We start from the raw sequence: 21,876 nt of genomic DNA on the forward strand, positions 1-21,876 counted from the left end.
CTTGAATCAGTTTTTAGAGATAGTTGCACGCGCAACTATCAGACATTCCCCAGTGTACCGCAAATTAGTTGCGCACGCAACGACTTTGTTGTAATATTTTGAACAGATAAAGGGGTGCAACAGCATTTAACCTAAAGAGGTGTCATTTTTGAAAAAAGAACCGATTGGCAAGTTGATTTCCAACCTTCAGCGTCAAAACCAGAAATATTTAGCCCGGGAGTTGGCTCCTTATGGGATCGGCAGCGGCGGGCAGCACAGCTTTCTTAAGCTGATCCTTGGCCAGCCTGGAATTACCCAGGATCAAATGACAAATGAGATGAAGTTCGATAAAGCAACAACCGCCCGGTCCGTCAAACATCTTGAGCATTTGGGTTATATTGAACGGAGAACCGATCCGAAAGACCGGCGCTCTTCGCTACTGTATCCGACCGCTAAGACACTTGAGTTCGCACCGGTATTTCAAGCTATAATGGATGAACTTAACCGCAAGCTTTCGGCCAATTTAACGGAGGAGGAAGCAGATCTATTGGTTACTCTGCTCCAAAAGATCAGCATAAATTCCGGAGAGTTGTGAATCGGGGAAGGGAGGATTGGATGGTCCAGGGCAAAGGGCTGGGCTTGTCCGATTAACAGCAAAAGGAGGAAGCAGTCGCCACGATGTGCTGTCCTCAGAACTTATCAATTCACTCGCGGCAGGCTTTATCTCAGACTAATACCCTCCAGAATATAGTCCCAGGTCTCATTATCCCCGGCCCGGTTCGGAATGCTCAGTGAACTGATGCCGGGGAGTCCCCATTCGTTATCAATCACTGAATCCAGTCCGTCCACTCCGTTTACGATCAGCATATGGAAGGTTCCCAACGTTAACGAGCCCAGCGCTTTTTGAAGCTGCAGTGACTCTTCATAAGTACTTCCCCAGCGGATGAACAACGCCTTCCGGCTGACAATCAGCTGATCCAGCAAGCGCTGGCTGCGCATGTCGATTTTATCCTTAAAGCCCGGATACACGGAGCCCCACTCCTGCTCCTCGAGAATAGGAAAATCATGAACGGAAATCACATAATAATAGTAATCTTTTATAAAATACGATCGGACCGGCATTACAACTTCATTCTCCACGAAGACATCGTCCCCTTCGTCCGGCACCTCATTCGGCAGCTCCATGTATTCCGGGAATCGTCGGCTGAGCAGTAGGTTCACATCTGTAAGGGATAACGAAACGACCCAGTCCAGAGGCGATGAAAAAGTCCTTAACCCCCTTCTGCGCAAATGCGCTGCCGGTTCGCAAGAGCTTCCCAGGCATACAATGCAATCATAAGCCCCCTTGATCTCCTCAAACCTCATCTGTCCTCACCTCTATCCTGTTTTTGTATTATTTAATGCCCTTGAGCCAAAAATGCTTGGATGCTAGATTAGGAATGTTTTGCCCATTCATAAAAAACAAGTTAAAATGTAAACCAATATGAAAAAAAGTGAACTTTCAGAAAGGAAGCAAGGCTCATGTCGATTGTAAGTGTAAAAGAACATTTCCGTACGTTTAACAAAGAGCAGGATGTACTGGAGTTCGCCACTTCCAGCGCTACCGTAGAGATGGCGGCGGCGGCGATTGGGGTAATTCCTGCCCGTATAGCCAAAACCTTGTCCTTCCGCGCGGTAAATGACGATGCCATTCTGGTCGTTGCTGCAGGAGACGCCAAGGCCGACAACAAGAAATTCAGAGAAGTCTTCGGTTTCAAGGCGAGAATGCTCAGTCCCGATGAAGTTCTGGAGCAGACGGGTCATGGGATCGGAGGGGTTTGTCCATTCGGCCTCGCCCGGGAGCTTAAAGTTTATCTGGATATTTCCATGCAGCGCTTCGATACGCTGTTTCCGGCCTGTGGCAGCACCAATTCTGCGATTGAGCTGACCTGTGATGAACTAGCCCTGTACTCTAAAAGTACGGACTGGGTGGACGTGTGCAAAGACTGGGATGTGCCGCCACTGTCCGGGGACGGACAAGCCTTATGAAGATTAATCCGGCCAAGGGCCACACATCGCCATCGCAGTAAGGAGCAGCGGGAGAATATTCTTTTCTGGTTAGACGAAATGGTTTGGACAACACAGAAGGCCGGATTTCCCTGATGGGAACTCCGGCCTTCTGTCTGTTCGGGCGCTACGGGCAGCGGAAGCATTTTTTCACCGGGATGCGAGCAATTACAAGCTGATGAGGATACTCACAGCGGCTTATCAACCTGTGAAGTAGCACGTACTCATAGTTACCTGCTTTCTTCAATGTCTTCTATCCTTACGGACCGGACTCAGGTGCAGCTATTCCATCGATTACAGCCATGATTCGCACCAGGATCAGCATATAACGTCACTGGAGTCCGAATGTCCAAAAAACACACGATCTATCTTAAATAAGGACGCTGGGGTCCGAAAGCTTGTTTATACAACGCTAGAGCTGCTAAAGCCACTCACTCGAAACCAAATGTCTAATTGCACTCCACCCGTAATCTCCTTACATACTTCATTCTTTACGTTTACGTCACTTTAAATCTCAGTCAACACCAGAACGGCGTCTTATTCCATCCCTTACTCCCTATCCACCCCCCACCTTCCTTTCCATGACCGCCAAAGCTCGCTATTCCGCCGTATCGCCCATTTGCTCCGCCTCTCTGCTTTTCACGATCACATTGACTTCTTGGGTGATCTGATCCCCGCCCTGCCTTTTCCATTCCGCCACAAAAGTATCAAAGCTGCTCACCGGCGTATCACCGACGATAATATTCAGGAAGGTCTCGCTCTCCAGCTTCTGCAGCGCCGGCCATACACTCTGCATATGGGTTGTACTGCCATAAAAAACGCTGCGCACGCCCTCGATCGCCGTCGTGGACAATACGGCTGCCCCGTATTTGTAAGAATTGGCTGCTTTCCAGCCCTCCAGATTCTTCTTCGGCTGCTCCTCCTCGGCGAGCCACCGCTCATAGATGACCCTGGTATCCGGGTCCAGCAGATCCGGGTCGATCTTGCCGTGCAGCGCCTGCTGAATGTCCGCATAATGCTTCTCAATAGCGCCGGAATAATCTATCAGCAGATCAAACGGGTAATACGCACGCGGCTGAATGCCGGTCTGCGCCGAGAAGTCATCCAGTTTCTTGACTTCCTCCGTGTTGGGGTCCCGTCTTCTCTCCAGCCGGGTGAAGACGTTGAGCAGCTTCATAACGGCTTCGGGATGCTCATACCCTTTGCGGACGACCAGATAGCGGTCAGTGACCGGCGCCATATGCGCGACGAATTTGCCTGCGCTGTCCAGCGGCGCGGCATAGGCCCGCCATTCCGCCTTTGTATCAAGTGCCACTGCCTCTGACAACGGATAGTAGGGCATCCACCACGGGCCGAAGAACATCCCCGCATTACCGGAGATAATTGGCTCCTGCGTTTCTTTATAAAGCGCAAATTCAGGGTCGATTAGGCCGCGTTTGTACCAGTCGGCCAGCTTGGCTAACGCTTCTTTGGTTTCCGGTGCAACTGACCCGTAAACAATCTCGCCGCTGCCCGTTCTGATCCAGTTGGTAGGAAAAGCGTGAAAGGCGCTGAACACGGAGTCCAGGCCATTCACATGCGGCTTGGTTCCGTACACGATATTTTTGTAGGCGCTAAGCCCCAGCGTATCCCGTTTACCATTGCCGTCAGGGTCCCGCTCAACAAACGCCTTCGCGATGGCTTCAATATCCTCAAAGGTCCTCGGAGCCGGAAGCTCCAGCTTGTCGAGCCAATCCTGGCGGACCCAGAGCAGCGACAGGGAATCCGCATTGATCGCCACATTCGGCAGCCCGTACAGCTTGCCGCCCCGGGAGGCATCGCCGAGCGCCTCGCCTTTGGTCGAATCATACATATCCTTGATCAGCTCTGAGCCGTATTGCTCGTATGTTGCGGTCAGATCCGCAATCATATCGCTGTCGATCAATTTTTTTAATTGATCCCTGTCCACAACCACGGCATCGGGCAAATCGTTGCTGTCGATAGCCAGCTGCACTTTTTGACTAAATGGCTCCTCGCCTTTTGCCTCCCAAGAGTGGATAACCCTGATGTTCGTGAGGTCCTCCAGATACCGGGAAATCGGGTTATTGTCATTGCTGTCGCCAGTGTTCAGCCGGGAATCAGGCACTTTGAACCCTACGCGCATTACGACAGGGTCTTCATATCTGCCATAAGCAGCAGTTTCGGCGGCACCGCCGTCCGGTTCGCTCCCTGCGGAATCCGGCTGCACCCTGCTGCCTTGGCATGCCGGCAGACAAAGCAGCAGCATGGCGGAGACGCAAACAGTAAGCCTCTTCATCAGGTCCTCATCCCCTCCGCACGGTATTCACTCGGCAGCTTGCCGACACGATCCCGGAACAGCCTGCTGAAATAACGGTCATCCTCAAAGCCTGATTTGCAGGCAATCTCGCAAATGGGTTCATTACTTTCCAGCAGCAGCGATTTGGCCAGATTCAGCCGCATCCCCCGCAGACTCTCCCCAAAGCTCTCACCGGCAAAGCGGGCGAAGCACTGGCTGAAATAACCCCGGCTCATATTGACAGCGGCTGCAACATCGCTTTGATTAATTTTGTCCCCGGCATGGCTTCGCATATAACGGACAGCCCGGATGAGGCAGAGCATCACCTCTTTGCTCAGCCCAAGCTCAATCATCCGCCGCTGCGCATGATCGGAGAACTGCCGCAGCCAGTGTTTCCATTGGCACCAGTTCAGGTTATTCCCTGCCGCCGCTTGCAGCTGCGCCGTCTCCTCGGGCTTCAGCAGCAGAGCCCCCCAATTCCCGAGCAGTGCATACCCAAAGTCGGAAACCCGCTGCGGTGAAGGCTGCTGTATCACTACTCCGGCCATAAAAGTCTCCCATCCGCCCCGGTCTATCGTCCATCTGAGATTCAGCGCTCCTTGTAGAACATCTTCCTCATCACTGAACATCGTTGCTTCCGATGCCATTACTTTAAGCTCTGCATAGTTCAGTCTGGCCGGTTCCTCGGCTCCGCCGGAATAGAACAACGCATGTTGCGCTGACAGCCCAAGGATCTTCTCCACTTCCTGCAGGCTTTGATGCCGCAGTCCGCTCACCAGCGCCGTCTGCCAGCGGCCCCCAAGCACTTGCTTGAGCTCACGGCTGCCATCTTCCTCCGCAAACCGCTGGTGCAGCGGCGTGATCCACATGTCCTGAAAAGTGATCAGCGGATGGTTCTTCACCACCGAGAGCTGAAACAGCTCTTCCTCGCTGGCCCGGGGGTCCAGCGGCAGATAGAGCAGCGCCTTGTCCGCAGCGATAATCCTGCCCTCGCCGCGGCTAAGCGACTCCCGGGTGCTGTCCTCCCACTTGATCCGTTCCACCAAACGGCGGATCGTCTCATCCGCGTTCTCCACCTCCAGTAGTGTCTTCACGATGTAATCAACCGCACCCAGGCGCAGCGCCTCCTGCACATAATCAAATTCATGATGGCAAGTCAGCACTACACAGCGGATGGCTGGGAACCGCTGCCGCACCTGCCGGATGAGATCAAACCCGGACATCCCCGGCATGGTGAGATCGACAAACAGCAAATCGGTCTCCTGCTCGCGGAGCAGGGCCAGCGCGGCGTTGCCGTCCCCGGCCTCGCCGACAATCACAACTCCAAAGGACGACCAGTCAATCAGCGAGATGAAGCCTTTGCGCACAAGCCGCTCGTCATCGACCACAACAGCCTTAATCATCGAAGTCCTCCTTGCTTTTCTTAGGTATGATAATGGATACACATGTGCCTTCACCCGGGTTGCTGGTAATTTGCAGTGTCATCTGCTCTCCGTAATACACCCTCAGCATCCGCATGACATAGGAGAAGCCAATGCCGAGTCCCCGCTTTCTGGCACCGTCATCCGAGAGCAGCTCTTCAATCTTGTCAGGGTCCATTCCCGTTCCGTTATCCTTCACACACAGCAGAATTTCATCTGCACCATGCGCAGTAATCATAACCTCGACCTTCCCGTTATCACTAAGCCCGTGATAAATCGAATTTTCGACCAGCGGCTGGAGCAGAAAACGCGGAACCGCAGCGGACAGCACATCTTCCTCCGCCTGCACATTGAACTCAAATTCATAGTCGTAACGGATGCGCTGAAGCTCCATATAATTGCGGATGGCTTCGATTTCTTCACCGATCGTAACAATAATGCTCTGTTTGCCGAGATTGTAATGCAGCACCTTCACCAGCAGTGTGACCAGCTTGTCAATTTCCTTCTGCCCGTTCAGCCGGGCGAGCCATTGCACTGTGTTCAGCGTATTGTGCAGGAAATGCGGGTTGATCTGGCTGAGCAGCTTCTCAATCTCGAACTGGCTTTTCTGCTTCTCATTGCGGGCTACAGCCAGCAGCAGATCATTGACCTGATCCTTCATCTGCTGAAAGTTGCTCAATACAAAGTCAAACTCCTCCACATTCGTGAAGGCAACAGGGGCGGTAACATTTTCGGCCATACGGATAATTTCCACGTTGACTTTGCGCAGAGGGCCATAAATCCGCTTCCAGATCAACCAGGCCAGAACTCCGGCAAAGAGCAGTGTGGAGAGGGCGAGCAGAATCATTTTGTAGAACCAGGAGTAAATTTCGCTGTTAAATACCGATTTCTTCACGACAGCCACCAGCTTCCAGCCCTGCGGACTCTCGTATCGGAACAGATGGTAGCCGTCCAGCTCCTCATGCGGAAGCCCCGGAGATTTCCCGGCCGCCTTGACGATCTTTCCGGGCAGCTTGCCGTCGATGACATGGGTAAGTGTGCCGCTCTGGTTGACCAGCAGATGGTTTACCTTCATTCCATAGGCTTCCTGCTTGAAAATTTTGCGCAGCAGACTGTAGTTCGTCTCCAGATAGATATATAGCTGATGCTGGCCGCTCACCCTGACAATCCGCTGCTCGGAGAAAACCACGTTATCGCCTACAGCATACATCGTGCCATGCGGCCCGTAATAATCAGCTCCGTTATAGCGCATAAAAGAAGGCAGCGTGCTGAGATCAAAGTTCCTCCGCGCACTCATGTTGGTAAACAGCACCGGGTCCTCGCTGCCCGGCATAATATAGGCAGTTAACCCTATGTAAGGATTGGTGAAGTTGACCAGATTGATCTTCTGGTTGATCGAACTCATAATCTGCGATTTGCGGTAAATCTGCTTCTCCAGCAGAAAAGCAGACATTTCCTCCACAATCTGACCGTCCAAAGCAAACTGCTTAGAGGCAAAATCAAGGTTGTCGATAGCATTCTCCAGGCTGAGCGCCTCCTGGCGCAGACTTGCGCTGATCCCGCTGCCGATTTTCCCCGAAAGAATCGAATAGATCGAAGTGTAGGATATAATTCCGACGATCAGGAGCGGCAGCAGCGTACCAATCAGCAAATAAATCACCAAGGTAGTCCGCAAAGATTTAACTGCCGGTGTATGGCTCCCTGGCTTCGTTCTGCACATTTTCCGTATCCTCTCTTCTTTTTGTAAGCGTTTTATATAATAGAATTAGAATACCAGATTTAACCTGAACTGAAAATAATAAGGCAGAACAGCTCACCGCGCCGCCCTGCCTTATCTTTATGCTCTGTCCCTGCTTACTTTACACTTTTGCGGGCCTCGAACAGCTCCTCCGCTTTTTTGACCGAAAATTCAATAACGTCGGCATAGCCGAGACCATTGACCTTGTCATGCATTTCCTTGTTCAGCTTGTCAAATTCAGCCTGATTTTTGGCAAAAACCATTTTCCAGGAAATCTGCTGAATGACTGTACCGATCTGTTTGTTTTTCTGCTCCAGCGTTTTATCCATGATCAGCTGCTCTTTGCCGGTGAAGCCCTGCGGCGCAACGGCGAGCAGATTGTTTTTTTCAAAGTATTCCTTAGCCGTCAGTACGCCCATCTTTACTCTCCAGTCACTATCAAGCTTCGATGGATTGCGTTCCAGTGTTGTCTTCCACAGATTGTGGTCATACGGCTCGCTTGTCTCGGGATTCTCCATCGCCGGAACAACAAACGAGAAGTTCATCTGATTTGACCCGTAATAATAGTCACCGCCGCCGAATTCTTCAGGTACTTGGGTGTTCTGCTGGTCCGTGTAAGCCTTCCAGCCGAAATCGGTGACTACTGGCTGGCCATTGCTGTCAATATCCCAGGTCAAACCCTTAGGACCGTTAGGTACAGCTGTTCCGCTGCCTGCCGAGAGCATCGCGCCTTCCGGCGTATACATCCAATTGAGGAACTCCATAATCCGTGCAGGCTCCTTGGCCTTTGCTCCGATGGAAATAATGCCGTTGCCGCCGTACACATTGAAGCCTGTTGAATACATCAGTTCATCCTTGAACGGCACCAGTGCAAAACCTTTGCCTTCCGCCGTTCTTTCCGCGGTATTGTAGTTGGCGGCACCAAGCCATGGGAACCAGGAGAATAGAATACGGCCATCCTTGTATTTCGCCACCACATCATCAAATTTCTGAGTCAGGGAGTCAGGATCGAGCAGCCCCATTTGGTTGGCTTCGTAATACAGCTTGAGCGACTTCATGTACCAGCTGTCCTCAGAGAGAAAATCATAATATTTCTCTTCATCGGCTTTGACGTAGACTGCAGTATCAGGGATTTCATCATAGCCCAGCATGTTGGCGAATTGCTTTGCCAGCGTCATTTTGTAGTTGCCGTCCCAGTCGGACCAGAGCGAGAAGGCATAGGTTTTTTTGCCTTGCTCATTCTTCGGCTCAAGCTCCTGCATCTTTTTCAGGACCGGCAGGTAATCCTCAATGGAGTTAATCTCCGGTGCCCCGATTTGCTGGTACAGATCCCAGCGTAAATCCGGTCCCCAAGTCATATCCTTTCCTTCGGAAGGGCCGGAAGGATTGGTAGCAACACTGTTTCCGATGCCATAGACTGCGCTGCCCCCGCCAAAGGCAATTTTAGCCTTCTCCACAGCTTTCGGGAATTGCTTCATGATATCGGCGCCGTATTTATCAAGCAGCCCATCCTGCGTCCAGTCCAGCAGCAGCTTTCCTTTGATCGCATTGGGATAGTGGTTTTTATCATCCCCGAAGACGATGATATCTCCAAGATCGCCGGAAGCCATCATTGCCGAGATTTTGGTGTCCCCGCCGGTCAGATTAGAGGCGACGATATCCAGCTCGATGTTGAATTTATCCTTGATGACCTTAGCGAACCAGCCGGTCTGCGGACCCGCATAGTTGGCGGTTGTTGAGAATACCGTCAGCTTCAGCGGTTTGGAATGATCAAGTGCGCCATCATCCGGTGCAGCGGTTTCTTTTGCCGCATTCGTAGCCTCGGTGACCGGTTTATCTGTACTCTCCGCTTTGCCCCCATTGCCTGAATTCCCGTTTCCGCCGCCGCAGGCTGCCAGAACGAACACCATGATGGCGCTCAGCAGAAGCAGCGATAACCTTCTGAACTTCATAGCTTGTTACCCCCTAAAAGTTTTGTGAGAATCTGCTCCTCTTGAATCTGCATCGAACAAAACTCGTTTCGAAATCATACACTCAGCCCTTGACTGCGCCGATCATAATGCCTTTGACAAAAAAACGCTGGAAAAACGGATACACAATCAGAATCGGCAGTACCACAATCATCGTTACTGTCATCCGGACCGAGGTCGGTGTCTGCATGTTCTGGACGCTGGCGGCCATATCCGGTGAATTACGGATCAGCGCTGCCAGCGAACTGGACTCATTTAAGTAACGCCAGAGCAGAAACTGCAGAGTGTAATATTTCGTATCGGTCATCAGAAATGCGGTATCAATGAAGGAATTCCACTGGCTTACCGCCGAAAATATCGTAATCGTAGCCAGAATCGGTGTCGTCAGCGGGACAATAATACTCCAGAACACCCGCAGATAACCTGCTCCGTCCATGCTCGCGGATTCCTCCAGTGAAGGCGGGATCGCCTCCACAAAGGTTTTGACCAGAATAATATTGAAGGGCGTAATGATCGTCGGCAGAATATAAGCCAAATAATTGTTGGTCAGATGCAGGTTGTGCATCGTAATGTACCAGGGAATCAGCCCGGCGCTGAAATACATCGTAACCACGACGCTGCGGTACCAGATTTGCCGGCCCCACATCTCCTTCTTGGTGAACAGATACCCCAGGAAAGCCGAAGCGCCCACGGTCAGCATTGTGCCGACTACTGTACGGTAGACCGACACCAGCGCCGCATGGCTGAGCCCGCTGATCCGCAGCACCTTGAAGTAGTTGTCGAAATGGATCTCACGCGGATAATATTTGATATAGCCTGCTGCACTGAGATCATTGGAGCTGATCGTGTTGATGAACAGATAATAGAACGGATAAATGCAGCTCAGGGTGAACAATCCGAAGAGCAGATAGTTAACTCCCTGGAACAGGGCATCGCCGGGCTTAAGCTTTTTTCGCAAGTGGAGTCACCCCCTTAAATGATAGATTCGTCGCGCACCACTCTCGAAAGCGTATTGGCCGCGAACAGCAGAATGATGCTGACGACCGATTTCAGCATGCTGACCGCCGTGGCGAACGGGAAGTTGTTGGCAAAGGCGATATTGTACACATACAGGTCCAGCACTTCGATGGCATCCTTGTTCATTGCGTTCTGGAAGGCAAAATACTGTTCCATCCCGTTATTCACAAAGTTCCCGATCGAAAGCAGCAGCAGTACAAAGAAGGTAGGGATAAGACCGGGCACGGTAATATGCCAGATTTTGCGGAACCGGCTGGCTCCGTCCACCTCTGCCGCTTCATACAGCTCCTGGTCAATGCCGGCAATCGCCGCCAGATACAGGATTGCCCCCCACCCGAGCGATTTCCACCAGTACCAGGCAATCATCGTGACCCAGATATTCGAGCTGGAAGCAAGGAAATTGTATCCCTCATCGACTATACCCAGCTGCACGAGTATGCCGCTTACCACCCCGCTATCCACGGAAAACAGCGAGAACGCCAGCGCATAGACGAGAATCCAGCTGATGAAATTCGGAATCGTGGTCAGTGTCTGTACGAACTTTCGGTACCAGCCCGACTTAATTTCGGTGAGCAGTATCGCAAAAATGACCGGAAAAACAGAGGTGATCAGCCCCAGGGAGCTCATCGCCACCGTATTCTTCAGCACGCGCAGCACTTCAGCAGTCTGCGTCGGATTCGAAACCATAGTCTGGAACCATTTCAGCCCGACATACGGCGTGTCCGACAGCGGAATGCCGGGGATGAAATCATAGAACGCGTAGATCCATCCGCTGATCGGCAAATAGTAGAAAATAAAGGTCACAACAAGAAACGGAAGCGCCATGAGAAACAGCTTGTGTTTGTTTTGCAGCTTCCTGCGGGATGGACGGGCCGGCTCCACTCCGCGAAGCAGCTCTTCGGAAGGTACCCCCATATCGGAATCTCCTATATCCAGATTTTTGTTTACGCTTTCATCCTAACAGACCTAAGCACACCGCCGGGAGAGAGGACAGATCGCCTTTCCGTGAGAGCTGTAGCACGGTTTCGGACCATTTTCGCAGGGGATTGGACCATTTTCACAGGATGATGCCAAAAGAAACAGACCGCCGGGAACCGGTGGCCTGTTTAGAGTTCTATTGTGAAATTATGAATTGCACATGAAGACGGTAACTGGGATGATTATCGCATCAATCAAATGAAGGGGACGCATTCTTCATAGGAGGTTATGCCGTTGTTAAAAAATACCGCAAATATCCTCTCAATCAGCCGGATCATGCTCTTGCCTGCCTTATTTTTCACTTACGGCAATGCCCTGCTCTTTACGTTAATCTATCTGGCTTGCGGGCTTAGTGATGTCTTGGACGGGTATATAGCCCGTAAGACCAAAAGTGAAAGTACCTTGGGCGCGAAGCTGGACTCCATTGCCGACCTCGGTTTTTTTGCTGTAGTTATGGTGTCGATCATTTTCAAGAATGGGGATGAAATATTAAAATACCTGCCATGGATCGCTGCCACCGTGCTCATTCGCCTAACCAACCTGTTCATTGCGGCGTATAAATATCATTCATTTGCCATCCTGCATACCTGGGGAAACAAACTTGCCGGTTTTTTGCTGTTTGCAACTCCGCTCATCCTTCACCTGGATCAAGCAGCATGGCTTTTGCCGGTATGTTTCATCGCCGTTCTGTCGGCAGCGGAAGAGAGCATTATTCACCTTACCTCCACCGAACTTGATTTGAACAGAGCCAGCCTTTTTTACAAAAAATAAGTGAACAGCTCGTCTATTTTGGAATTCATCTAATAAATAGCTTCATCAACTTAACATAAAACGGATTCACTATGTATCCGGTCGGGTTTACTGAGTACCTTTTACCCGTATTTAATCGGTTGACCTTCTCCATCTCTTCTGCGGTTAATTCAAAGTCGAATATTTCGCTGTTTTCTTTTATCCTTTTGGGGTATGAAGATTTGGGGATTACAATAATCCCCCGCTGCAGATGCCAACGCAAAATAACTTGCGCCGCCGACTTTTTGTGATGACGAGCGATTTCCGCTAACTCCTGACGCTCCAGCAGTGCTTTGTTACCTTGCCCCAATGGCCCCCAGGCCTCATGCGAAATTCGATGCTGCACAAGATAATCATGCAATTCGTTTTGTGGAAATTCCGGATGGGTCTCGATTTGGTTAATCATCGGCGGAATTCTGGAATGCGCTATAAGATGTTCAAGATGTTGTATCTCAAAATTCGCAACGCCGATAACTTTGATTTTCCCTTCGGAATATAATTCCTCCATCGCTTTCCATGCCTCAACGTAATGAGGACTTGCAAAATGAATCAGGTACATATCGAGATAATCTACTTTAAGTTTTTTGCAGGTATGTTCAAAAGCCTTTTTCGTCGCCTTATAACCGAGATCCGTCGTCCACACTTTTGAGGTAATGAAAAATTGCTCCCGGGGGATCCCGCTTTTTTGAATCTCCAAACCGAGCGCTTCTTCGTTTCCATAAATTTTGGCCGTATCGAAATGACGATAGCCAACACGAATCGCCTCGCGGATTGCCCTTTCGAATTGTTCTCCTTTTTTGATTTTATACACACCAAAACCCAATTGTGGAATTTTGACGCCGTTCTTTACTTCAATTACATTGTTCATTCTGGGTTCGTTCTCCTCTATTTATGAATGAAAAATTAATCCTCATTTGTCATTCGCACTGTGAAAGCAGCATCTCAATTTCATCCACGAGATTTTTCAGCAGCTTTAGCTTGCTTGTAACGTCCAGACGATAATAATTCTTGGCCCCTTCTTTACGAACACTTATAATTTGTGCATCCTTCAATATTCTTAAATGATGGGAAACGGACGGACGGGACAGATGGGTTCTCTCCTTAATTTCACCCACCCGCATGCCAGGATATTGTTGTCCTTGAATCAGGGTCATGAGAATGGCTTGCCTGGTTTCATCTCCGATTGCAGTTAATACCTTTTGATTATTTTTAAATTCGTTTGTGAGATTAGCTATGATCTCTTGTTTCACATGATTCTCCCCCTTCCTTGATTCAAGTGTTTAATTCTTTCGACGGATAAAGGATAACACACGTCTCTTTTTCGAAGCCACATCGGGAAAGTAAATCGAGACCATTTATAAACATTTACTAGGCGCATAAGAGCCGCTTCCGGAAGGCTGTAGTATAATTACAAGAAACATTCAGGAAAGGCAGATCCAGCACAATGCAAACAAAGCGTAAATTTTTCATACTGGGTTTGGCAGTTGCAACCGTAATGATTATGCTGTTGCAATTGCGTACCACTTCTATTTCAGCAGCTGCTCCTACTTATTTTGTAGACTCCAAAGGCAACGATGATAACGCGGGCACCAAAAAATCTCCCTGGAGAACGCTCCAGCATGCAGCAGACTCCGCAAAACCGGGCAGCACGGTGTATGTAAGAGGGGGCGTCTATAAGCAAAAGCTTAAAATAACCCGTTCAGGCTCAGCCCGGGAGGGTTCGATCACGTTCGCTAATTTCCCGCAGGAAAGAGCAATCCTTGATGGCAGCGGACTTTGTATCACAGGACAACAAGGCCTGATTGAGATTGAAAATGCCAGCTATATTACGATAAAGGGGTTTGAAATCCGTAATTTCAGCACAGCAAAAACAGATCAGCTACCAATAGGTATATTTGTCCACGGTTCTGGTAGCTATATTAAGATACTGAATAACAAAGTACATGATATCAAAAATACCGCAACACCCGCCGGCAGTGACCTGCTTGGCCGGGATGCTCACGGTATCGCTGTGTATGGCACTGATGCTCCCGCCTCCATTCATCATGTAACGATAGAAGGTAATGAGCTTTATAAGCTGGTACTGGGTTCAAGCGAGTCCCTTGCTGTCAACGGAAATGTCGATACTTTTGCCGTGACGAACAATCTCATTCATGATAATGACAATATCGGTATCGACCTCATCGGCTTCGAAGGAACGGCGCCGCATCCGTTCTACGATCAAGTGAGAAATGGAGTAGTTAGTGGCAATAGAGTATATAACATCACCTCCAACTTTAACCCTTCTTACGGTACATCACTTCCTAACCATAGCAACGCGGCTGGCGGTATTTACATCGATGGGGGAAAAGACAGCGTTATTGAACGAAATTACAGTTACAACAACGATATTGGCATTGAAATTGCCAGTGAACATGCAGGGAAATCCACAAGCGAGGTTACCGTGCGGAGCAACATAGTCTACAGTAACCGGTATACGGGAATAGCGCTAGGCGGATACGATATGGAACGAGGTTCGACAGTAAATTGCAAGATCATCAACAATACCCTATATCACAATAATTCGCTAAATGATGGCAGTGGTGAAATTTTGCTACAGTACGATACCAAAAATAATATGATCACCAATAATATCGTCTTTGCGAATTCATCGAATGTCTTCATCTATAACGAACAGAAGAAAAACTCGGGAAATGTAGTGGACTACAATCTTTATTACGCTCCCGGAGACGTATCGAAAGCAAGTTGGATTTGGAAAAAGCAGGAGTATATCGGTTTCTCCAACTATAAGGCCCGCACCGGAAATGATAGTCACTCGGTATTTGCCGATCCTGGATTTGTGAATCAAGCCTCACATAATTTTCACCTTAGAGCTGCCTCCGCCGCAATCGATGGAGGTAAATCTTACAGTTTCATCCTTAAAACCTTGGACATCGACGGTCAAGCAAGACAACGGGGAGCATTAGTTAACATAGGGGCCGATGAGTAACAGCTCCGTGCGTCACAGGATTTCACCCTGTGGTAAATGTAAGCGAAGAGAGATGGAGCAAGCCAATCTAATAAACGGGGGGATTCGTATATGGAATGCTTAGGATGTAGGATTGCAAATGGAGTTGAACCTAATCTGAATATTATTTATGAGAACGAATTTATTACTTGTGTACTTGATATTGCTCCGTTTAATGAAGGTCACATTCTAATTCTTCCCAAAAAACACTACTTGGATGTTGAAGAAATCGATCAAGAGACTGCTTATAGCATCATGGATACTTCCAAAATACTTTCAACTGTCTTAAAACGCTTATTTAAACCAGATGGCATTAGAATTTGCCAAGATGGCGGAAAATTCAACGATTTGACGCATTACCACATGCACCTCATTCCAAGATACGAAGGCGATGGTTTTACCTGGAGTGAACCGTTACATCCACATGGTGCTGAAACACGATTACCTCAAACTAAGGAGAAAATCATCAAGGTCTTAAATGAAATCTAACTGTAAATTCAATACCAGAAGTATAAACTATTCAATTAACGGGACAAATTAGTTCAATAGAGCAACGGCAGTCTAGAATGATATTTCGTTCATGGCTGCCGTTGTTTCTTTTATTTGGGTTACTAGCGAACCCCCCCTGCAAAAACATTGGCCAGCACTCCCTGCACCCCGGCTTTAAACTTAAACAGTCCTCCAGCCAGCGGCCAGTGCTGCAAGTCTTCCTCGCTCATCCCGCTTCTCGCAGTAGTAATGTATAGCTCGTCCAGCGCCTCGCCCCCGAAAGTGCAGGAGGTTACATTTTTGGCCGGCACTTCAACCTTGCCGATCTGCTTCCCGGTGTGCGGATTCCAGCGCGAGACACAGCTCCCGCCCCACTGGGCCACCCAGAGCATGCCCTCACGGTCAATCGTCATCCCGTCAGGACCGCCTGCACCTTCCGGCAAAGTAAAAATTGTCCTACGTCCGCTGACTGTGCCGCTCTGCAGATCATAATCCATTACATCCACGCCCCGGGTCGGCGTATCAATGTAATACATCAAGCTGCGGCTGTCATCCCAGGCCAGTCCATTTGAGATGCCGATGTCCGACAAAACATGGCGCACCTCTCCATGAGGCTCTATAACATACAGATTGCCCGCCCCCGGCGTGGAATCCATACTCATGGTGCCGAACCATAGCCGGCCTGCACTGTCGCATTTGGCATCGTTCAGCCGGTTGCGGGGCAGCTCGGGCTCCACTGCAGCGATAAGCTGCGGCTGCCCGTTCTTCTTGAAGCTGTAGATTCCGTCCTGCAGCGCAAGTATCCAGCCGCCGTCTGCGGCCGGCACTGCCGCACTGACCATGCTATCGAAGGAATAGCTCTCCTCGCCTTGTCCCATAGGTTCATAAATTCTCAGCTGTCTGCCCTCGATATCAACCCAATGAAGTTTACTTTCCTGTCCGTCCCAATGGGCGCCTTCCCCAAGCAGTGCTTTCGCGTCAATTACCAATTCAGCTTGTCCAATCATTGAAGCTCCTCCTAATTCATGCCAGTATATTACACTTCTCTTTATTTTACACACATCCACTTGTCTAATCTACACCGGTCGAAATCGACTGCTTTATACCTTGATGATCCGGCGGCTTACTTCGTAACCTTCACCTGCTGCTTCACGGTGGCGCTTTTGTGAATTTCCAGCTTGCTGCGGTATTCCACAATCCCGATTTCGCAGTCTGCACCAATGATGACGTTTCCCCCCCGCACCACTTCCGCTCGGGTATTTTGAATGTCCACCTGGTCTCCTTCAATCACCCGTGCAGTGAACAGAATCCCCTTCGACTGAACCTGTTTCAGCAGAGCCCCAGCCTTGCTGCGCTTGATGGTAATACTGCCTCCCCCGACATCCGACGATCGGCTGGGTCCAAACAGCACAAGCTCCAGAATGTCTGCATTCAGCAGCCTGCCTACCCTGAGCGCACCGGTCATTTGCAGCTTCTCCGCTTCGCAATCCCCGGACACCTCCAGATCGCCACTCAGCTTGAAACGTTCAGCGCTTAAGCTGCCACACTTTATCTCCCCCTGTCCGTGCAGGGCTCCTGCCGTAAGCCGCTCTTTGACTTCAATTTCACCGGTGAGCTTCAATTTCTCCGTCCGCAGACTGCCAGAGATCCCGCTGTTCCCGGTCAAAGAAAAGCTCAGGCAATCTACATCTCCGGCAAACTTGCCTTCACCGGTCACCTTAACATCGAGAAAGCATCCGCCCATAGACGATGAAGTTCCAAGAATTTTCAGATTATTGCGCTCGGCATCATTACTCACCGTACTTCTCCACCTTTCCCACACTTGAACCAGGATGCACTTTCAGTTCTGAGCGGTATTCCAACCGCCCGATCCTGCAGCCTATTCCGATTATGACCTTGTCGCCCCGCACAATATCCGCTGTCGTATTTTCCAGTTCAAGATAGTCACCTTCAATGACCTTGGCAAGCAGCACTGTTCTTAACCGGGGGATCAACCCGCCCAGCAGTTTGTTCACAAGATGTGGATCCCTCTGCCGGACAATCAGGCTCTCCACACCGATCTCATCCGCCTTGCTTTGCCCCTCAAGAGTGAAATCTATATACCCTGCACTAAGCAAGCCGATTACTGTAAAACTTCCCTCACCCTCAAAACGCTCCAGCTCGCAGCTTCCTGTTACACGGATCATCCCGTTCAAGATACAGTTCTCGCCGCGTAGGGGACCGTCTATCGTGACCATTCCGTCCAGCTGCATTCTCGCGGACTCCAGGCTGCCGTTGATTTTGAGCTTTCCATTCACGTCCATTTCTTCTGCTGAAAGATTCCCGTTCATCTGAATAACCCCGTTGCCCTTGAAATTGCGCGCCAGAACCGGCCCGTTCACCCGGCTTACTCCGTCCAAATTAACGTTGTTATAGGTCCCGCCTGCGGCGCCGCTCACTCCGGCCATCTGCAAATCCGGCAGTTGTTTATCAGTAAGCATTAACTATTCCTCCCTTAATTCACTTTGCCCTTCAGCTGTTCCAGCAAATCCGTCAAAGCGAGTCTGCTAACAAGCCTTACGCCCTCATCAAAAACCAGATCGGCTGGAGATGCAGCGAGCAGGAACATGCTGACGCCCATTTTGCGGACAAAAAACAGCTCCCAGCTTTTCCCCTCGAACCTCTGCGTATTCACCGTCAGTGTATAGAACAGCCTGTCGGCTTCATCCAGATTCACCTCGCCTTTGCTAAGCAAGAGGTCAACGGCAAATAGATGTACAATCTGCTCAAAGGCATATTCCTGAACTCCGCCTCCGTCCAACCCGCCGAATCTGTCCAAAGTCAAGTTCGAAACAATGTTACGTTCTAACAATTGCTTCGCCGTCAACGACAGCTTGTAGAGGGTTGAAGTATCACCTAACCTGTCTGCCAGCTCATCCAGTGAAAGATCATCCTTCATGTGGATAATATTATGGATCCGACCCAGAATTCTGTCTTTCGGAAAAAAGGTTTCCTGCCCGGTAAACGTAGATTTGCGGATAAACCACTCCTCGGGAATCAGCTGTTTCCGTTTCCAGCGGTACAACTGCCCATAAGAAATGCCGGTCAGCTCCAGCAGATCCTTCTTGGAGATCAAATCTTCTTCCATCTTGATCACTCCTTGAAACGATCGTAACATAACACTGTTACGTTGTAAATTATGAAACAACAAATTTCCCAGCTCCTTAACAAGTCACATCAGCCAAATCATTGTCACGCAAAAAGAGCAGACAGCTCCTTGTCAAGGAAATGTCTGCTCCTATTTAAACTAAATCTTCAAGTCCGCTAAGTAGTTTATTCTTCCGTCTTGCCTTCGGAAGCCACGGCTGCTGCCGGTTCGGCAGTATCCGTATCCGTCGGCTCTTCAGCAGCGACAGGAGGCGAAATTCGTACGATCAGTGTATCCTCTGGTGTCAATACTTCCCAGCCTTCATGCTTCGGCAGATCGGAGACCAGCAATTGATCGCCAATATCAAGGCCGCTGATATCTACTTCAAAGGACGCAGTCAGCTTGTCCGGCAAGGTACGGATATCCAGCTCATAGAGCTCCACCTGCTGACTGCCGCCGCTCTTAACGCCGACAGGATCACCTGTGAAGTGGAAAGCAACCTTGGTGTCCAGTTCAGCCTTCATATCAATCTGATGCAGGTCCACATGCAGCAGCTTGCGTGAAAGCGGCTGACGCTGCACTTCCTGGATCACCACATTCTTGGAGCCGGAATCCGGCAGTTCCACCTTAAGAATCGCCCGCGGGTTCTTGCCGAGAATTTCGTTCAATGTCTTCGCATCCGCTGTAAAGGATTGGCTATCTGAACCTGCACCGTAGACGACAACCGGTACAAAGCCTTTGCTCCGCTGTGAAGAGGTCGAGCCGGATCTTTCAGTCAAACGTACTGTGGTATTCATGATATTTCCTCCTAAAAGTTTTGTCAGCTTGGGCTGCAATGAATTACTACGAACAAAACTGGCTTCGAAAGCATATGCTTAGTTTTGTCAGCTTGGGCTGCAATGAGTTACTACGAACAACTGACTTAAGTATTAAAAAAAACAAGACCAATTAGATGTATAGGTCTAATCAGTCTATTATTAACCATATTTACCTGCTGTGGAAACAGTATAGCACTGCCAATACATCAAGTCAAAATCGGTAAATATTCAATTATAATACATATTTATAAAGTAGTTACGCCAAATGACACGCCACATAATGGCCTCCGCCGGCATCGCGGAACACCGGAATCTGCGACTTGCAGACCTCCACGGCAAACGGACAGCGGGTATGGAATTTGCAGCCGGAAGGCGGGTTTGCCGGGCTCGGAATATCGCCTTGCAGTACGATCCGCTCCCGCTTCAGCTTTGGAATCGGAACAGGAACCGCCGAAAGCAGCGCCTTGGTATACGGATGCAGCGGATGGCGGAACAATTCGTCCCTAGTCGCTGTCTCCACCATGGAGCCCAGATACATCACACCGATCCGGGAGCATAAATGCTCCACTACGCTGAGATCGTGGGAAATAAACAAATAGGCCAGTCCCTTACTCTGCTGCAGCTTGCTGAACAAATTGATGATCTGGGCCTGAATGGACACATCCAGTGCCGAGACCGGCTCATCGGCTATGATGAGGTCAGGATTCAGAATCAGCGCCCGCGCTATTCCAATCCGCTGGCGCTGGCCGCCGGAGAACTCATGCGGGAAGCGGTCGATATGATAGGAGGACAAGCCGCAGGCTTCAAGCGCATCCAGCACCAGTCTCCGGACCTCCGGTTTGGAGCAGAGTCCGTGATCCAGCAGAGCTTCGCCGATGGCGTCACCAACCCGGACTCTAGGATTAAGCGCGCTGTAGGGGTCCTGAAAAATCAGCTGCATCCGGGGCCGCAGCTGGCGCATCTCAGCGGGTGAAAGGCTGTGAATGTCCACACCCTTAAACTTAACCTCTCCGGCTGTTTTTTCGGTCAGCCGCAGAATGGTCCGGCCTACCGTACTTTTACCGCTGCCGGATTCCCCGACAAGTCCGAAGGTCTCGCCCGGCTGAAGCCGGATGCTGATATCATCCACAGCTTTAACATGTCCTACCGTACGGCTCAGCAGACCTTGCGTGACCGGAAAATACTTCTTCAAATGATTAACTTCAAGCAGTGCCTCAGACATGGACTTCGCCCTCCTCATACAGCCAGCATGATACTTTCTGCCCGCCGCCCGTCTCCTGGAGCTGCGGCTGGCGGCTGCGGCAGACCGGCATGCAGTGCTCACAGCGGTCATGGAAATAACAAGACGGGGTCAGCGTAAGCGGATTAGGCACCTGCCCCGGGATTGAATACAGCTCCTCTTGACGTTGGCCCATCACAGGCTTTGACTTCAGCAGACCTCTTGTGTAAGGATGTTTGGGATTCTTAAACAGTTCGACAACCTCGCCCTCCTCGACGATTTTGCCGGAATACATCACAATCACGTAGTCTGCCATCTCTGCCACGACCCCAAGGTCATGGGTGATTAGCAGGATCGACATTTTGGAGCTTTCCTTGAACCCGCGCAGCATATCCAGAATTTGCGCCTGGATCGTAACATCCAGCGCCGTAGTCGGCTCATCGGCTATCAGCAGCTTTGGATTGCAGGAAATAGCGATGGCGATCATGATCCGCTGCAGCATTCCCCCGCTCAGCTCATGCGGGTAACTGTCGGCAATCTGCTCAGGCCGGGAGATCCCCACTTGCTGGATCAGCTCAATCGCCCGCAGCCGGGCTTCTTTTTTCTTCATTTTCAAATGAACGGTCAGCGGCTCCATAATCTGCTCCCCGATCTTCATTACCGGATTGAGCGATGACATCGGTTCCTGAAAGATCATGGCAATCTCGTTGCCGCGGATCGCCCGCAATGTATTTTGGTCGAGCTGCAATAAATCTTCTCCCTGAAAATCAATACTTCCTCCGGCAACCCGCCCTCCGGGCTTCTCCACCAGGCCCATAATCGACATGGCGGTTACGCTTTTGCCGCAGCCGGATTCCCCGACAATGCAGACCGTTTCCCCTTCGCGTACCTGGAAGCTTATATCATCAACGGCTGTTACATTCCCTTCTTCTGTGAAGAACTTGGTGCTGAGACCGTCTATTGTCATTAAATCCTTCATCGG

Annotated in this window: 21 protein-coding genes; 5 read left to right on the plus strand and 16 right to left on the minus strand. The window is 50.1% G+C overall.

Features of this window, described 5'->3' with window-relative positions:
- The first annotated feature begins 148 nt into the window (after window positions 1-148).
- A complete protein-coding gene (locus tag AC3WT9_RS30870; protein WP_341094343.1) occupies window positions 149-574 on the plus strand; it encodes a MarR family winged helix-turn-helix transcriptional regulator in 426 nt (141 codons plus the stop codon).
- 125 nt (window positions 575-699) lie between these two features.
- On the opposite strand, the gene AC3WT9_RS30875 is transcribed toward AC3WT9_RS30870, so the two are convergent.
- A complete protein-coding gene (locus AC3WT9_RS30875) occupies window positions 700-1,344 on the minus strand; it encodes a DUF1796 family putative cysteine peptidase (RefSeq protein WP_341379095.1) in 645 nt (214 codons plus the stop codon).
- Window positions 1,345-1,500: 156 nt separating this feature from the next.
- Between AC3WT9_RS30875 and AC3WT9_RS30880 the strand changes: the two genes are divergently transcribed.
- Window positions 1,501-2,007, plus strand: a complete 507-nt coding sequence (locus AC3WT9_RS30880) for a YbaK/EbsC family protein (protein WP_341379096.1) — start codon at window positions 1,501-1,503, stop codon at window positions 2,005-2,007.
- A 616-nt stretch (window positions 2,008-2,623) separates the two neighbouring features.
- Here the strand turns inward: AC3WT9_RS30880 and AC3WT9_RS30885 are convergent.
- The 6 genes from AC3WT9_RS30885 to AC3WT9_RS30910 form a co-directional block, all read right to left on the minus strand.
- Entirely contained in the window at window positions 2,624-4,321 is a 1,698-nt protein-coding gene (locus AC3WT9_RS30885; RefSeq protein WP_341094347.1) for an extracellular solute-binding protein, read from the minus strand.
- Complete coding sequence (locus AC3WT9_RS30890; RefSeq protein ID WP_341094349.1) at window positions 4,321-5,724, minus strand: response regulator transcription factor; 1,404 nt, start codon at window positions 5,722-5,724, stop codon at window positions 4,321-4,323. The genes AC3WT9_RS30885 and AC3WT9_RS30890 overlap by 1 nt, the downstream gene beginning before the upstream one ends.
- Window positions 5,717-7,462: a sensor histidine kinase gene (locus AC3WT9_RS30895; protein ID WP_341094350.1), complete on the minus strand. Its 1,746-nt coding sequence runs from the start codon at window positions 7,460-7,462 to the stop codon at window positions 5,717-5,719. Before AC3WT9_RS30895 ends, AC3WT9_RS30890 begins: the two co-directional genes overlap by 8 nt.
- A 134-nt stretch (window positions 7,463-7,596) precedes the next feature.
- On the minus strand, window positions 7,597-9,432 hold the full coding sequence (locus AC3WT9_RS30900) for a type 2 periplasmic-binding domain-containing protein (protein WP_341379097.1): 1,836 nt from the start codon (window positions 9,430-9,432) through the stop codon (window positions 7,597-7,599).
- Window positions 9,433-9,514: 82 nt separating this feature from the next.
- On the minus strand, window positions 9,515-10,408 hold the full coding sequence (locus AC3WT9_RS30905; protein ID WP_341094354.1) for a carbohydrate ABC transporter permease: 894 nt from the start codon (window positions 10,406-10,408) through the stop codon (window positions 9,515-9,517).
- Between the two features lie 14 nt (window positions 10,409-10,422).
- Entirely contained in the window at window positions 10,423-11,382 is a 960-nt protein-coding gene (locus AC3WT9_RS30910; RefSeq protein WP_341379098.1) for an ABC transporter permease, read from the minus strand.
- A 297-nt stretch (window positions 11,383-11,679) separates the two neighbouring features.
- Here AC3WT9_RS30910 and AC3WT9_RS30915 point away from each other — a divergent pair, with 297 nt between their 5' ends.
- Window positions 11,680-12,216, plus strand: coding sequence for a CDP-alcohol phosphatidyltransferase family protein (locus AC3WT9_RS30915; RefSeq protein ID WP_341094357.1), 537 nt, complete (start codon window positions 11,680-11,682; stop codon window positions 12,214-12,216).
- Between the two features lie 25 nt (window positions 12,217-12,241).
- On the opposite strand, the gene AC3WT9_RS30920 is transcribed toward AC3WT9_RS30915, so the two are convergent.
- Together AC3WT9_RS30920 and AC3WT9_RS30925 are read right to left on the minus strand one after the other, a co-directional pair.
- Window positions 12,242-13,102, minus strand: a complete 861-nt coding sequence (locus AC3WT9_RS30920) for an aldo/keto reductase (protein ID WP_341379099.1) — start codon at window positions 13,100-13,102, stop codon at window positions 12,242-12,244.
- A gap of 49 nt (window positions 13,103-13,151) precedes the next feature.
- Complete coding sequence (locus AC3WT9_RS30925) at window positions 13,152-13,484, minus strand: ArsR/SmtB family transcription factor (RefSeq protein ID WP_341094359.1); 333 nt, start codon at window positions 13,482-13,484, stop codon at window positions 13,152-13,154.
- A 194-nt stretch (window positions 13,485-13,678) separates the two neighbouring features.
- Between AC3WT9_RS30925 and AC3WT9_RS30930 the strand changes: the two genes are divergently transcribed.
- Complete coding sequence (locus AC3WT9_RS30930; protein ID WP_341379100.1) at window positions 13,679-15,223, plus strand: right-handed parallel beta-helix repeat-containing protein; 1,545 nt, start codon at window positions 13,679-13,681, stop codon at window positions 15,221-15,223.
- A gap of 90 nt (window positions 15,224-15,313) precedes the next feature.
- A complete protein-coding gene (locus AC3WT9_RS30935) occupies window positions 15,314-15,730 on the plus strand; it encodes an HIT family protein (RefSeq protein ID WP_341379101.1) in 417 nt (138 codons plus the stop codon).
- A 122-nt stretch (window positions 15,731-15,852) separates the two neighbouring features.
- Here the strand turns inward: AC3WT9_RS30935 and AC3WT9_RS30940 are convergent, their stop codons facing one another.
- The 7 genes from AC3WT9_RS30940 to AC3WT9_RS30970 all read right to left on the minus strand — a co-directional run bounded on the left by AC3WT9_RS30940 (window position 15,853) and on the right by AC3WT9_RS30970 (window position 21,873).
- Complete coding sequence (locus AC3WT9_RS30940) at window positions 15,853-16,737, minus strand: SMP-30/gluconolactonase/LRE family protein (protein WP_341379102.1); 885 nt, start codon at window positions 16,735-16,737, stop codon at window positions 15,853-15,855.
- A gap of 116 nt (window positions 16,738-16,853) precedes the next feature.
- Window positions 16,854-17,528 carry a hypothetical protein gene (locus AC3WT9_RS30945; protein WP_341094369.1) on the minus strand — a complete coding sequence of 225 codons (675 nt, stop codon included), beginning with the start codon at window positions 17,526-17,528 and terminating at the stop codon, window positions 16,854-16,856.
- Window positions 17,521-18,210 (minus strand): hypothetical protein, encoded by a 690-nt coding sequence (locus AC3WT9_RS30950; RefSeq protein WP_341379103.1) that lies wholly within the window; start codon window positions 18,208-18,210, stop codon window positions 17,521-17,523. The genes AC3WT9_RS30945 and AC3WT9_RS30950 overlap by 8 nt, the downstream gene beginning before the upstream one ends.
- Before the next feature lie 14 nt (window positions 18,211-18,224).
- The gene (locus tag AC3WT9_RS30955; RefSeq protein ID WP_341379104.1) at window positions 18,225-18,857 is read right to left on the minus strand and encodes a YhbD family protein; all 633 of its coding nucleotides are present in this window, start codon (window positions 18,855-18,857) and stop codon (window positions 18,225-18,227) included.
- A 185-nt stretch (window positions 18,858-19,042) separates the two neighbouring features.
- Window positions 19,043-19,654, minus strand: coding sequence for a 50S ribosomal protein L25 (locus tag AC3WT9_RS30960; protein ID WP_341094375.1), 612 nt, complete (start codon window positions 19,652-19,654; stop codon window positions 19,043-19,045).
- Between the two features lie 277 nt (window positions 19,655-19,931).
- Window positions 19,932-20,897: an ABC transporter ATP-binding protein gene (locus AC3WT9_RS30965; RefSeq protein ID WP_341094376.1), complete on the minus strand. Its 966-nt coding sequence runs from the start codon at window positions 20,895-20,897 to the stop codon at window positions 19,932-19,934.
- On the minus strand, window positions 20,890-21,873 hold the full coding sequence (locus tag AC3WT9_RS30970; protein WP_341094377.1) for an ABC transporter ATP-binding protein: 984 nt from the start codon (window positions 21,871-21,873) through the stop codon (window positions 20,890-20,892). The genes AC3WT9_RS30965 and AC3WT9_RS30970 overlap by 8 nt, the downstream gene beginning before the upstream one ends.
- Between the last annotated feature and the right edge of the window lie 3 nt (window positions 21,874-21,876).

The sequence above is a fragment of the Paenibacillus sp. EB106-06-01-XG199 genome (assembly GCF_058791575.1).